We start from the raw sequence: 12,872 nt of genomic DNA on the forward strand, positions 1-12,872 counted from the left end.
CCCATAAGCGTTCACGCCACGGGTGCGAACGCTTGGATTAATTGTTGATATAAGCTCTGCTCACTCGGCAGTGATGCTAGATGGTCCGCTAAACAGGTGTGAGCATCCGCTTTCACTTGTTCGTCAATGTGATTGAGTGCGTTGCTCAAATTGATCGGATAAATCAGTTGCTCAAGGTCTGCCTCGAGTAAGATGCAAGCTTGTGCCAAGACAACCTTTTCCCCTTGTTGTCCTAACGTCACTCGCTGAGCGGTCCCCACCACTTTTTGGCCCTTAATATTAATATTGTAATCGCCATCACAATAGGAAAATGGTGTGGCATGAGCTTCGGTTTCGATGCCAAGGGCTTTGAAAAAGCGCTGTAATGCGGCACAAAAACGTTCGTAGCTGTCTGAAATTGAATAAGGTTGATCTGTATCCCAAACATACATATGCGACACGTTTAACACCCCCGCCACTTGCGGCACAGGGGCGCCACCTGTTCTGCGTGACAATATTTGCCAACCCTTTTCATGCAACTGGTCGATCAACTCAGGAGTGGCCAACCACTTTTTACTAGCAGGTAACACCACCGTTGGCTCAGGTGTTTGCCACAGCAACAAAGCTTGCTGCAACGTATTTTGCTGAACCTTTTTTAGCAACTCACTTTCTTTTTCAAAGGCACGCTCTACGGTGGTGTTAGGTAACTGAATAATGCGGTTTTTACGCTTGGTCATCGTACGTGTTAACTCAACAGTTGAGGGAACTTTCATCATACCTCAGGCCCCTCGATCACTCACCAACACTTATTCAAAATAGTGTGCTGAGAACGTTTAAAACATCGTATTCTTTTAAGGGCGTTCGCCCCATTTAATGTTAAAATCCCGACAAATTGTTAGCTCATCTCAATTCTTCAATAGGCCTGCCATGACCGTTCTTTTAATGACTCCTCCAATGACTCAGTTGAATACTCCGTACCCCGCAACGGCGTATCTAACGGGCTTTTTGCGTTCTCGAGGTTACGAGGCGGTGCAGCGTGACCCAGCGATTGAGTTGTTCTTGGAGATGATGACGGCACAGGGCTTGGACATCATGCGTCAGCATGTGGAAGAGAACTTCGAGTCCTTTGAAGACGATGAGCTACCGGACGTGATTTACACCTTCCTCGCGGAGTTTGATCGCTACCGTTTGTGTGTTGAACCGGTGATTCGCTTCTTACAAGGCAAGGATTCGAGTCTTGCTATGCGCATTAACTCGCGCCGCTTTCTACCCGAAGGCCCCGCCTTTGATGTCATCGAGCAAATGGAAGCGGTGTCTGGCGATGTACTGAAAACTGCATTTGGTAACCTGGGCGTACAAGACAAAGCAAAGTACTTAGCGACCCTGTTTATCAATGATCTGTCTTCCGTGATCACTCAAGGGGTCGACCCTTACTTTGAGGTCAGTCGTTACGGTGAACGCTTGGCCGCGGCCAATCCAACCTTTGATGATCTGTACGACACACTGATGGGCGAGCCGAGCTTTAGTTCAGAAATCCTTGAGCAGTTGGTGGAAGTTTACCTTGAAGAAACCCAACCCAGTGTGGTCGCGCTAACCGTGCCTTTCCCAGGCAATATGCTAGGTGCGCTTCGTATCGCGCAAACCTGTAAAGAAATTAATCCAGATATTCCTGTGGTGCTTGGCGGCGGCTTTGTGAATACAGAACTGCGCGCACTGAAAGACACGCGAGTGTTTGAATTTGTTGATTTTATCTGTGTCGACGATGGCGAACGCCCGTTTATGACCTTGTTGGATTACTTTGATGGCAAGTGTGAAGTCGATGACTTAGTACGTACTTACTTCCTTGCTGAAGACCAAGACGGCGAGCCGTTCGTGTACTTCAACGACAATAAAGATCTAAAAGACATTCCGCAAACGGAAGTGGGCGCGCCAGTGTACGACGGCTTGCCTCTGACTGAATATTTATCTCTATGTGAAATGCTCAACCCCATGCACCGTATCTGGAGTGATGGCCGCTGGAACAAGCTGACCATTGCCCATGGCTGTTACTGGAAGAAGTGTAGTTTCTGTGATGTGAGCTTGGATTACATCGAACGCTACGACTACGCTGGTGCCGATATCTTAGTAGATCGTATCGAGCAATTGATCGAAGAAACCGGTCAGACCGGCTTCCACTTTGTTGATGAAGCGGCGCCACCAAAAGCCTTGTTTGCCCTAGCGGAACGTTTAATCGAGCGTGGTGTAGTAATCAGCTGGTGGGGCAATATTCGCTTCGAGAAAACCTTCTCTCCAGAGAAATGCCAATTGCTGGCGGACTCTGGTTGCATCGCCGTTAGCGGCGGCTTGGAAGTCGCCTCAGATCGTCTACTGAAACTAATGAAGAAAGGCGTTAGCGTCGAGCAAGTCGCCCGTGTCACCAAAGGCTTCAGTGATGCCGGTATCTTGGTGCATGCCTACTTGATGTACGGTTTCCCAACACAAACCGAGCAGGAAACCGTTGATGCCCTAGAAATGGTACGCCAGATGATGTCCCACGGCTGTTTCCAATCGGCTTACTGGCACCGCTTCGCCGCCACCATTCACAGCCCAATTGGTATCAACCCAGAAGAATACGGCATTACCTTGGCAGAGCGCCCAGAGACGCTGTTTGCTGAAAACGACGTGGATTTCTTTGACCCAACCGGCACCGACCATGAAATGCTCGGCAATGGCCTGCGCAAGGCCCTTTACAACTACATGCACGGTATTGGCTTTGATCAGCCGATGAGCTTCTGGTTTGATCAATCAGTGGCACGCCCTACCGTCAAAAAAGACCTGATCAGCAAGGCCTTTAGCAACTTGATAGCCAGTAGTTAATACTGACTATCATTCACCGTAGCTTATATTGGCTTTAGCTATGATTCAAAAATAAGTGAGCGATGCGCACATATACCTGCCAAGGTACCTGACGCTATGGCTAACGTACCGCTCTGCATTGGATTAGACAAATCTCCAGCGACAAACAACCCTTTGATTGAGCTTTCTTTCATATCATTTACTTTAACAACATAGCCTAAAGGCGTTTCCATCATATCTAATCCTAGACGCTCGATTAATGGTGTATTCATCTCAATCTTTGGCCCAACGTATAAACCACCCAAAGAAACTTCTCGCCCATCTTCCAGTACGACAGACTGAATACGCTTGTCAGCACTTAGGACATGCTTTATCGGTGTTTGCTCAATCACTACACCGCGTTTTTCTAGTAATGTAGCCAAATTACTTTCTGGGCTAAAATGACCTTGTGTAAACAAGGTCGTCGCCCCCCAGTCAGGGATCATTGCCGCTTGATGAACAGACATTTCACTTGTGGCCAAGACGCCCAAGTTTTGATGCCTTAGCTCATAACCATGACAGTAAGGGCAATGCACAACACTTTCCCCCCAACATTCGGATAAACCATCAATGTCCGGTAAACGGTCTCGAATACCAGAGGCAAGAATCACTCGATATGCTTTTGCTTCAAGGCCCGTTTTGGTCAAAACAGAAAAGCCTAAGTCACATTGCTCTAGGCCTTCAACCAAGTCCTCCCATAGTTCAAACGTTGGATAGGCCCGCAGCTGTGTGAGCCCAATCTCTCGAATCTCTGCTGGGCTCTTCCCATCTAATCCAAATACACCGTGGGAAGCTTTTGCAAAGCGGTTTCGCGGCGAATTTGCATCAATCAGCAAGACTTTGCGCTGCGCCCTAACGAGCTGCATGGCTGCAGACATGCCAGCAAAGCTCCCGCCAATAATTACGACATCATACGTCATTTGAACCTCCAATTAAGTTCACAAACATCAAGTAACTTTTATTGTTACATTAAGACCTGCACGAAAGCAACACATGTAACAATAAAAGTTTCATGATAAACTCTGATTTCAACTCATCAGGTGAACTATGCGAAAAGACAGTCGGTTATCTCGAGTCCTACACGTTCTCATTCATTTGGATGCCTTTGAGCATCCCGTCACATCCGATACGTTGGCGAAGATGCTTAATACTAATCCTGTGGTTGTTAGACGAACCATGGCATTGCTGCGAGATCAGGGCTATGTGAAATCTATAAAAGGACATAGTGGAGGATGGTCATTAGCCAAAAGTTTAAGTGATATCACCTTATTGGATATTCATCAGACACTCAGTGAGAACAGCGTCTTTACTATTGGCCTAACGGATGAGCATACTGCATGTCCGATCGAACACGCAGTGAATCGAGCACTAAAGGACGCTATGGATGAGGCAGAATCCTTATTGTTAAAGCGTTTTGGCGAAGTGACACTGTCAGAACTTTCCATCGAATTTAAAGCCCAGTTGGCAACCTGACCTCCCTATTGAAAATTTTAAACAGTACATGCTAACTATTTTATTTTTGCGTATGTGCTACGCTTTAGAGTAAATAACTCAAATAAAACAATAGGATGGTGCTATGCAGTCGAGTGATTTCCATACCATTGTGTTGTTAGCCATCGCGCTTTCACTGGGTTTATTGATTGGTGTTGAACGGGGCTTTAAATACCGAGATCAAAAGGAAGGTTCTCGTATTGCTGGGCTTCGAACTTACGGTCTGATTTCGTTACTCGGTGCAGTATCCGCCATGATCGCCAACCAACTTGGCGCTTTCCTTTTGGGGGTATTCTTCATTGGCTTGGCCATCGCCCTAACCGCATCTTACGTGGTCAACAGTACCCGCGACCGAGCTTCGCTGACGTCCCTAATCGCATCCTTATTAGCCTTTAGTTTTGGCGCCATGGTCATGGTTGGTTACGTAGTCGAAGCGGCTTCACTCGCTGTGATCACCACCTTGTTACTTAGCTTAAAAGGCGAAATGCACCGCTGGCTGTGGTTGATCGAAAAAAAAGAGCTCTGGGCAGCACTTGAGCTGCTGATCATTTCCGTTGTGATCTTATCCGTCATTCCAAATGAAGATATGGGACCTTGGCAAGCACTGAACCCCTACGAAATCTGGTGGATGGTGGTGCTGATCTCAAGTATTTCGTTTGTCAGCTACTTTGCCATGAAGTTCGCTGGGGCAAAAAAAGGCATCATGGCCACGGCATTGTTTGCCGGTTTTGCTTCCTCTACCGCTCTGACGCTGCAATTTTCACGGATGGCGAAACAAGTGCCCCAAGCCTCACCGCTGCTGGCTGCAGGCGTTCTGTTTGCCTGCGGCACCATGTATCCACGAGTGTTGTTGGTCGCTAGCGTGATCAACCCCGAATTGCTGCAACCCCTTGCGCTACCGACATTAACCATGGCCATTTTGACCTATTTACCAGCGCTGTGGTTCTGGCATCAAGGCAATCAAAGTGTGCCGGAAAATGTCGCCCCACCCGCTTCCCCATTGTCGCTTTGGTCGGCGCTAGCCTTTGGCGCACTGCTGACAGGTATTCTGTTGCTAAGCGCAGGATTACAAGCCACTTTAGGAGATGCCGGAGTACTGTTATTAGCCGCAGCATCAGGCGTGGCCGATGTGGACCCAATCAACCTATCCCTATCGGGCATGAGCCGTGAAGGGCTAAGTTTGGATACCGCAGTATTGGGTATCGTAATCGCCGCTGGCGTGAACGGTATTTTGAAAGCTGGCTTAGTCAGTGGCATTGGCGGAAAAGTAATGGGTATGAAAGCCAGCATTCCTTTGATCGTGGCCAGCATAGTTGGTTTATTGCTGGCCACTTATGCTTGAGTAAATGGGACTAAGCCTGTTCGAAGCCTTCTAACACATTGACCACATTGGTGCCCAGCGCTTCGGTCGCATAGCCACCTTCCATAATAAACGCGGTGGGAAGCTTAAGGCTTGCTAGCTGCTGCCCGACTTGGAAGTAATCTTCACTTTTAATGGTGAATTTAGAAATTGGATCGCCTTCAAACGTATCCAAGCCAAGGGATATCACCAATGCATCGGCTTGAAAGTCTTGAATCCGCTCAATTGCTTTCTCCAAGGCGGATAACCACTGAGTAAACGTCGTTCCGATCGGCAATGGAAAGTTCACGTTATAACCTTGCCCCGCCCCTTCGCCAGTCTCATCCTCATGACCCAGATAAAAAGGGTATTCGGTTTTTGGATCGCCATGGATACTGATGAATAGCACATCGTCACGATCATAAAATAGGCTCTGGGTACCGTTGCCGTGGTGGTAATCAATGTCCAATACCACCACTTTTTTCATGCCTTGATCCAATAAAGCTTGGGCTGCTAACGCGGCATTGTTTAGAAAGCAGTAGCCGCCCATAAAATCTCGACCAGCATGATGGCCCGGTGGACGACTGGCACTGAATACTGACGAATGCCCCGCCAACAGGTAATTGGCAGCACTCACAGCAGCATCGGCCCCAGACTTAGCTGCACACCATGTGCCTGCGGCTAATGGCGTACCATTGTCCATCGAATAGAGTCCAAGCTTAGCGATAAAATTATCCGGCACAATATCGTCACGTAAGGTGCGCGTTGGCCAAACCGATGGAAATGGTTGTAGCTCATGGTTTTTCTCATCCAACGCCAGCCATTCTTGCCAAGCATGGGTAATAAAAGACACGTAGGCAGGGTCATGAATTTTAGCGATCACTGATGATGCATCCGTCTGTGGCGATACGCACTCGTGTCCCCTTGCTTGCAAGGCCGCAACAATGTTGTCTAAGCGCTCAACCGATTCAAAACAAGGGACTTTTTCACCGCGGAAGTATTCGTATTGAGGGTTATGTTCGCGGTACGCGTCGGATAAAAAACACAGCATGGCATGTTCCTGTTCATCAAATTAGGCAACCAAGCGTTTCCAAATCCATGATCGGAAATGTGGCCTTCGCCCTGATACATTTATTGGCAATCTTCAAAATATCACTTAGCCACACTGAAAGGAGCCCCAATGAACGTATTTACCCCAAAATTATATTTAAAGAGCAACTGCCCTTTTTGCTTTAAGGTCATTATGTTTCTCACCGAAACACAGCAAATGGACCAAGTCGATATCATTCGTATCGAAGGCAATGATGAAAGTGAAATGAATCTCTATCGTCAACAACTCGCAGCACTAACAGGCGCGAAAGCATCGTTTCCAACCGCAGAATTAACGGAAAATGAATATGTAACCGATTCCGATGCGATTGTAGCGTTCTTTGCCGAACGTGCCGGCATCAACACAGATCAAGCCGAGGGCTACCAGTTTTATCTAAACGGTTTATTCCCGACGTATATTGCTCGTTTTAAAGAGTTAAAAGCGTTGCAAGCACAACTCGAGGCATAGCACTTAGCCCCTCTGCACAAACGCCTGTAAGCAAGCGACGTTTATAACTTCGACGATATTGAGCAGTTGCTTGGAACTAAAAGACATGTTTAATTTCGAAGTAAGCAGCACAACCCCAAATTGTGCTGCTTTTCTGGCTAAGAAATTAGCTAGAGAACAGTTGGCTTAGTACATTTGCAGGCGTACTTTCATTGGCACTGGACTGAATATCCGTATACATATTCAGTGCAGCCGTGGCCGAACTGTTAGCAGAGGGTGGTGGAGGCGGCGGCATATTGCCGTTTTCATCACCTTCTGCGACTTGCGTAATGAACTCTTCAACAGTCATCCCCGCTTCTTCTGCCATGGCAACAACGGCATCAGGTGCACTTTCCGCTAGGGTTTCTGCATCAAATTCACCACTTTCCATGGCTTCGATTAATGACTCTCGATAAGCATCGGCCTCTTCGAGTTCATCCTCGGTCAAAGATAAAGCACTGTCAGGTGGCATCATGCCACTTGGCGGTGGTGGCGGTGCTTGCTCAGCCATTGAGGCAATTTCATCGACCAACTCTTCTAAGTCTATTCCGGTCTCTTCAGCCAGCGCCACCAGTGAATCCGGCGCAGAAGCCGCGAGTTCTTCTGCATCGTATTCACCGCTTTCGACGGCTTCCAAAATACTGTCACGAAAGCTGTCTGCATCGGTTTTATCTTCCTCACTCATGGAAGAAAAAGCCGACAACAGCTGTCCAATATTACTCACACTCACATCATTACTAGTGCTTTGTGTGGTCGCTGTAGACGTGCTACTGGCCACCGCAGACGAGTACTGACTGCTGAGACTGGATAGATCAAAGATCGAGCTATTATTGCTAACTTGCATAGATAGGCTCCTTTTTTAATTCGGCAACCAGACCTTTGGTTACCAAGTTAGTAAGAGCAAATCCCATGCACATTTTTAACTGTCAAAAGGCTTATTTCGTAAGCATTCCGTAAAGATAGTGAACCATATCAACTAAATTAAGAGAGAGCATATATGACATCAATTCTCATGAGGGATATTTTCCCACTTAAATTGAGCTAAAAATAAAAGGACGGCAATCACTTGCCGCCCTTTCTTGAACGCCTAATAACAAGCCTTAAGCCATGTATGGATAATCGGTGTAGCCTTCTGCGCCAGCGGTATAAAACGTTTCTGGGTTCGGCTCGTTAAAGCCAGCTCCTGCTTGAATACGCTCAACGAAATCAGGGTTAGCCAATAACAACGTACCAAATGCCACACTGTCCGCCTGCTCCGTTTGAAGCACTTGGTTCGCTTCATCAGGCGTATAGCCCATATTGACCATAAGATGACCTTGGTACGCTGAACGAGCAGCCGACACCACGTCTGCATGCTGTTGGTCGAAAAAGTCCGCTCGCATCAGGTGTAAGTACGCCAAGTCGTATTCATTGAGCATAGATGCCAAGTATTTGGTCAGCGCCACAGGATCGCTATCACGCATATCATTGAAGCTATTCAAAGGTGACAAACGCACACCGACGCGCCCTGAACCAAATACTGAGGTCACTTCATCCAATATCTGCTTCAAGAAGCGACTACGGTTTTCAACAGAACCACCGTACTCATCTTGGCGCTTATTAGAGCCGTCACGTAAAAATTGGTCGATCAGATAGCCATTCGCGGCATGAATCTCTACGCCATCAAAGCCTGCTGCTTTGGCATTCTCAGCACCACGACGGAAATCTTTTACGATCTGTTGGATCTCAGCCTGTGTCAGCTCGCGAGGAACTGTGTAAGGCTGCTTACCTTCCGGTGTATGAGTTTCGCCCTGAATGGCAATAGCACTGGGGGCAACCGCTTCTTTATGATCGTTTAATAGTGGGTGAGCTGCTCTACCTGCGTGCCAAATCTGCATAAAGATTCGGCCTCCAGCTTCGTGCACTGCTTCAGTTGTCAACTTCCAGCCTTCTACTTGCTCTGCTGAATACACGCCTGGATCATGACCAAACGATGACGTACCTTCTGATACCATCGTACATTCGGTAATTAATAACCCTGTGCTGGCACGCTGTGCATAGTACTCTGCCATTAAAGCATTCGGTTGGTGGTTGATCGCACGAGTACGAGTCAGAGGTGCCATGATGACTCGGTTCGGCAGCGATAATTCACCTAGCTGAACAGGTTGAAACAACGCGGATTCTGATTGAGACATGTCTTACTCCCATAAAATTTTATCTTGATGCCTCATAGATACGAGCAACACATGATCAATTCAATGGCAGACATATTCTTTACAAATTTGAATCGCTTTCAGGCCACAGTTGCTTTTGATCCATTAAGAAAAGCCAAACAAACGCGCGGCATTGCGCCAGAAATACTTCTCACGCACGTTTGGATCTGGAAACCATTGTTCTGCTAGCAGCAACAGCGTGCCATAGTCCATGCGCTGTGGTGCGAGCAGAAATGGCCAATCCGATCCCCATAACACTCGGTCCTCACCAAACGCTGCGAATAAGGCATCGACATAAGGCTTGGTATCATCAAATGGGAAACCTTGCTTTGAAAACTTTGCCATCCCAGATAATTTAATTGCATGTTGCGTTTGCTGTCCGAGCGATAACAGCGCTTGAAATGCTGGTGAATCCATACCTTGCGACAGCTCTGGGCGGCCACAGTGGTCAATCACCACTTGAGCTGATGTACACTTTAGAACGTCAACGAAGCTTAGTACTTGATCCCCTTGTACTTGGATTTGAGCCAACAAACCATGATCGTGCAAACGTGACATCAAAGACGCTGCATGCCCAAAGTGCTCTTCGCCATAGAAGGCCACATTAAATGTTACCCCTACGATTCCTGATCGCTTCAACGACTGCAATGTTTCATCTGTCACATCTTTAGATACGACGGCCATTCCTTTCAGCCGTCCATTTGAACGCTCAATGGCATCCAGCAAGGCTCGGTTATCGTCTTCACCGTACCCAGAATTAGGGCCAACCACCAAAGCATGAGAGACGTTGTAGGCCTCTAGCACCTTTAAAAAATACTCTGCGGGACTCACTTCATGGCCAGCAGGATGATAGCGATCAGGTTGATAGGGGAAGTTTTCGGGATCGAAAACATGATTGTGGCAATCGATTTTACGTTCTAACAGCACCGACATAGCATGACCTTAATGAGTCTAAACAACGAAGCTCTGCAGTGTGCTTGAGCGATGCTTGGAGAACCAGTGCCGGAGCACTTTTTGAATCGAACGTCGAATTTTTGGATCACCGCACTTCCGATGGTGACACACCAAAGGCTTGTTTAAAGGACTTACTGAAGTGCGCTTGATCATAAAAGCCGACCTGCTGAGCTACCTCTGTGCCAGAAACATTGGCCTTCAGCAGTTTCATAGCCTGCTCTAAACGCAATCGTGTCAACCAAGCATAAGGCGTAATACCGGTAGTGGCTTTGAAATGACGCTGAAATTGCGTCGGACTTAAATCGCATAGGGTCGCCAGTTCTACTAAATGGATCGGCTCAGATAGATGCGCCAGCAAAAACGCTTTTAAGGTTTGTAAGGTCGAGCGCCCGAGTCGATATGGCGATAACGGTTTAAGCACACTGTAGCGTTGAATCAATGGCTCAAAGCTGTCGTAAGGCAAACAGTCCTGAGCCAGCTGACTGAGTGAGCTCTGACGCAATAGGTGGTGCGCATTGTCTAGGAATTGAAAGACCTGAGCATCACGAATCACAGGCTGTTTAAAGCTGAGGCAGGATGGCGTTTGTGAGGTCTGTGCATAGCGTTCAAACCAATAAGGCTCGATGGCAAAAACTTGTGCCTTGTAACCCAGATCGCTCACAGAACAACCATCATGAAGCTCATCCGGAGGCATAATCACCAAGTCACCATGCCCTACTTGATAACGCTCGCCTTGATACGTGAAGCTCTGCTGTCCACCTAGGATCAAGCCAATGTGATAATCTAAGTGATAGTGCCGTTTAAATTCAAACGACTGATATTGACCTTCAATAAGACTGACCGACTGGTCGGCCGTACTAAAATACTGAACCTGATCCATTGCACCCACCCGTTGCCGAACGTTTAGCATAGCGAGAGTCCTGAACAATTGCTTGTAGAAAAATGACAGTGATGCAATCGTCAGCGTTTTCATGTTTGTAAGTTCGCTGGTTGATCCCTTTGCAATCAGGCACACTTTCTCTTTTGAATATTAGTGCGCCAGTTATGCAACGTTATCTTTCTTTTGTGCTATTACTTAGCCTATTAAGCGGCTGCTCCGTCTTTAAGCCACAGCCAAGAAACATCTTTATGGAAGAAATGACTACCTCACCATCTTATAAGATCAGTGAGCGCATTATCCCTCTTAGCGAACCTTTGTTGGGACTTCCCTATGTGGATGGCGGTTTAGGTGAAGGCCCCAACGGTCAATTCGATCGTGATCCGTTATCTCGCTTTGACCTGTTTGATTGCACAACGTTTGTCGAAACCGTCCTCGCTGGGGCCATGTCCTATTCGCCCTCTGAGTTTGAGCACAATTTGATTAAGCTTCGCTATCAACACGGCAACGTCGGCTTTATCACACGTAACCATTTCACCAGCGCGGATTGGATACCCAACAACCAGTGGGCTTTACGGGATATTACGCAAGACATCGCGCTAGACCATACCGCATTTGCAGAGACCTTGATCGATAAACCAGCCTGGTATCAGGCAATGCAACAGGATCGACTACAAGGTTTACCCGATTCAATCGATAAAACAGCTAGGCTTAAAACGCTGCATAAGGCTGGTAAAAACCTACCTAAAATTTATGTACGTACGCCTTACGTACCACTAACGGCACTGAATCAACCTGAAGTGCTAGACCGTATTCCCTCTGGCAGCGTCATTAGCATGGTGCGACCTAACTACGATGTGAGCCAATGGATCGGAACGCATCTAAATATCACTCATCAGGCGTTTGCTATTCGAAAGCAGGGCAAACTGTTTTTACGTCACGCCAGCTTACGTTATAAAAAGGTCGTTGATGAAGGCTTTGTAGAATACTTTTCTCAATACGATAAAACATCTACGTTGAAAGGATTCAATGTGCAGCAGCCCATTGAACAAGCTCTAGTGGTAGGACATTAAAAAAGCGCTGCCTCAATATTCATTGAGGCAGCGCTTTTACCTTTCTGAAAAGGTGATTTAGTGCATGATGCCATTTTGCAGCATGCGCATTTCATCATGGCACTCTTTCATACGAGTGTAGACACGGCGTAAAGTGGCTTCGCAATCAGCAGGTTGCTCTTTTTTCAGTGCCGTATCAATTTCATCCAACACCTTGTCTTCCACTTCCTCAAGCTGGCTTACATAAGTTTTAGTAGAGGAGGAAGATATCTTGTCGACCAAATTTGAGTAAGCTTTGCGGGCTTGAGTCATGGTGTCTGAACCATTTTCTACAGCGCCCGTTTCCGCCACGGCGAATTTCTGTAACTCGAACACAGCCTCTTCCTTTGCATCAATCATTCGATTAAAGAAGCCGGTGTATTCTGGCTGCTCAATTTTGCTTTTCGCTTCTTGATAAAACTCAATGCCGCTGTTCATAACTTTAATGATGCCGGCGATATGATGAACCTCAGTTGTTTGCGCTTGCATAACGTTCTCC

The 12,872-nt window shown here is 47.1% G+C and carries 13 protein-coding genes; 5 read left to right on the forward strand and 8 right to left on the reverse strand.

Annotation, left to right across the window (positions count from 1 at the left end; all coding sequences use genetic code 11):
* Positions 1-11: 11 nt before the first annotated feature.
* Positions 12-755, reverse strand: a complete 744-nt coding sequence (locus tag C8D85_RS16305; protein WP_244937044.1) for a lipoate--protein ligase family protein — start codon at positions 753-755, stop codon at positions 12-14.
* A 151-nt stretch (positions 756-906) separates the two neighbouring features.
* Here C8D85_RS16305 and C8D85_RS16310 point away from each other — a divergent pair, with 151 nt between their 5' ends.
* Positions 907-2,835: a B12-binding domain-containing radical SAM protein gene (locus C8D85_RS16310; RefSeq protein WP_133564747.1), complete on the forward strand. Its 1,929-nt coding sequence runs from the start codon at positions 907-909 to the stop codon at positions 2,833-2,835.
* Positions 2,836-2,873: 38 nt separating this feature from the next.
* On the opposite strand, the gene C8D85_RS16315 is transcribed toward C8D85_RS16310, so the two are convergent.
* Positions 2,874-3,773 (reverse strand): NAD(P)/FAD-dependent oxidoreductase, encoded by a 900-nt coding sequence (locus C8D85_RS16315; protein ID WP_133564749.1) that lies wholly within the window; start codon positions 3,771-3,773, stop codon positions 2,874-2,876.
* A 127-nt stretch (positions 3,774-3,900) separates the two neighbouring features.
* On the opposite strand from C8D85_RS16315, the gene C8D85_RS16320 reads away from it, so the two are divergent.
* Together C8D85_RS16320 and C8D85_RS16325 are read left to right on the forward strand one after the other, a co-directional pair.
* Positions 3,901-4,326, forward strand: a complete 426-nt coding sequence (locus C8D85_RS16320; RefSeq protein WP_133564752.1) for an Rrf2 family transcriptional regulator — start codon at positions 3,901-3,903, stop codon at positions 4,324-4,326.
* Between the two features lie 103 nt (positions 4,327-4,429).
* Positions 4,430-5,686, forward strand: a complete 1,257-nt coding sequence (locus C8D85_RS16325; protein ID WP_133564754.1) for an MgtC/SapB family protein — start codon at positions 4,430-4,432, stop codon at positions 5,684-5,686.
* A 10-nt stretch (positions 5,687-5,696) separates the two neighbouring features.
* On the opposite strand, the gene C8D85_RS16330 is transcribed toward C8D85_RS16325, so the two are convergent.
* Complete coding sequence (locus C8D85_RS16330; RefSeq protein ID WP_133564756.1) at positions 5,697-6,734, reverse strand: histone deacetylase family protein; 1,038 nt, start codon at positions 6,732-6,734, stop codon at positions 5,697-5,699.
* 129 nt (positions 6,735-6,863) lie between these two features.
* On the opposite strand from C8D85_RS16330, the gene C8D85_RS16335 reads away from it, so the two are divergent.
* Entirely contained in the window at positions 6,864-7,241 is a 378-nt protein-coding gene (locus tag C8D85_RS16335) for a glutathione S-transferase N-terminal domain-containing protein (RefSeq protein WP_133564758.1), read from the forward strand.
* A 145-nt stretch (positions 7,242-7,386) separates the two neighbouring features.
* Here C8D85_RS16335 and C8D85_RS16340 read toward each other — a convergent pair whose 3' ends face one another.
* From C8D85_RS16340 to C8D85_RS16355, 4 genes are all read right to left on the reverse strand, one after another.
* Entirely contained in the window at positions 7,387-8,103 is a 717-nt protein-coding gene (locus C8D85_RS16340; protein ID WP_133564759.1) for a hypothetical protein, read from the reverse strand.
* A 256-nt stretch (positions 8,104-8,359) separates the two neighbouring features.
* The gene (locus tag C8D85_RS16345; protein WP_133564761.1) at positions 8,360-9,433 is read right to left on the reverse strand and encodes an alkene reductase; all 1,074 of its coding nucleotides are present in this window, start codon (positions 9,431-9,433) and stop codon (positions 8,360-8,362) included.
* 123 nt (positions 9,434-9,556) lie between these two features.
* Positions 9,557-10,384, reverse strand: a complete 828-nt coding sequence (locus C8D85_RS16350) for an amidohydrolase family protein (protein WP_133564764.1) — start codon at positions 10,382-10,384, stop codon at positions 9,557-9,559.
* A 106-nt stretch (positions 10,385-10,490) separates the two neighbouring features.
* A complete protein-coding gene (locus C8D85_RS16355; RefSeq protein WP_244937045.1) occupies positions 10,491-11,315 on the reverse strand; it encodes an AraC family transcriptional regulator in 825 nt (274 codons plus the stop codon).
* A 134-nt stretch (positions 11,316-11,449) separates the two neighbouring features.
* Between C8D85_RS16355 and C8D85_RS16360 the strand changes: the two genes are divergently transcribed.
* Complete coding sequence (locus tag C8D85_RS16360) at positions 11,450-12,355, forward strand: N-acetylmuramoyl-L-alanine amidase-like domain-containing protein (protein ID WP_133564767.1); 906 nt, start codon at positions 11,450-11,452, stop codon at positions 12,353-12,355.
* Positions 12,356-12,412: 57 nt separating this feature from the next.
* Here the strand turns inward: C8D85_RS16360 and C8D85_RS16365 are convergent, their stop codons facing one another.
* Complete coding sequence (locus tag C8D85_RS16365) at positions 12,413-12,862, reverse strand: PA2169 family four-helix-bundle protein (protein WP_133564769.1); 450 nt, start codon at positions 12,860-12,862, stop codon at positions 12,413-12,415.
* Positions 12,863-12,872 lie beyond the last annotated feature (10 nt).

Origin of the sequence: Marinomonas communis (assembly GCF_004363305.1) — a bacterium.
GTDB lineage: Bacteria > Pseudomonadota > Gammaproteobacteria > Pseudomonadales > Marinomonadaceae > Marinomonas > Marinomonas communis.

Excerpts from the sequence above, each read along its gene's own strand:
- C8D85_RS16335 (WP_133564758.1), top strand. The coding sequence starts at position 6,864 with ATGAACGTATTTACCCCAAAATTATATTTAAAGAGCAACTGCCCTTTT.
- C8D85_RS16365 (WP_133564769.1), bottom strand. The coding sequence starts at position 12,862 with ATGCAAGCGCAAACAACTGAGGTTCATCATATCGCCGGCATCATTAAA.
- C8D85_RS16355 (WP_244937045.1), bottom strand. The coding sequence starts at position 11,315 with ATGCTAAACGTTCGGCAACGGGTGGGTGCAATGGATCAGGTTCAGTAT.
- C8D85_RS16360 (WP_133564767.1), top strand. The coding sequence starts at position 11,450 with ATGCAACGTTATCTTTCTTTTGTGCTATTACTTAGCCTATTAAGCGGC.
- C8D85_RS16350 (WP_133564764.1), bottom strand. The coding sequence starts at position 10,384 with ATGTCGGTGCTGTTAGAACGTAAAATCGATTGCCACAATCATGTTTTC.
- C8D85_RS16310 (WP_133564747.1), top strand. The coding sequence starts at position 907 with ATGACCGTTCTTTTAATGACTCCTCCAATGACTCAGTTGAATACTCCG.
- C8D85_RS16325 (WP_133564754.1), top strand. The coding sequence starts at position 4,430 with ATGCAGTCGAGTGATTTCCATACCATTGTGTTGTTAGCCATCGCGCTT.
- C8D85_RS16320 (WP_133564752.1), top strand. The coding sequence starts at position 3,901 with ATGCGAAAAGACAGTCGGTTATCTCGAGTCCTACACGTTCTCATTCAT.
- C8D85_RS16345 (WP_133564761.1), bottom strand. The coding sequence starts at position 9,433 with ATGTCTCAATCAGAATCCGCGTTGTTTCAACCTGTTCAGCTAGGTGAA.
- C8D85_RS16315 (WP_133564749.1), bottom strand. The coding sequence starts at position 3,773 with ATGACGTATGATGTCGTAATTATTGGCGGGAGCTTTGCTGGCATGTCT.
- C8D85_RS16305 (WP_244937044.1), bottom strand. The coding sequence starts at position 755 with ATGATGAAAGTTCCCTCAACTGTTGAGTTAACACGTACGATGACCAAG.
- C8D85_RS16340 (WP_133564759.1), bottom strand. The coding sequence starts at position 8,103 with ATGCAAGTTAGCAATAATAGCTCGATCTTTGATCTATCCAGTCTCAGC.
- C8D85_RS16330 (WP_133564756.1), bottom strand. The coding sequence starts at position 6,734 with ATGCTGTGTTTTTTATCCGACGCGTACCGCGAACATAACCCTCAATAC.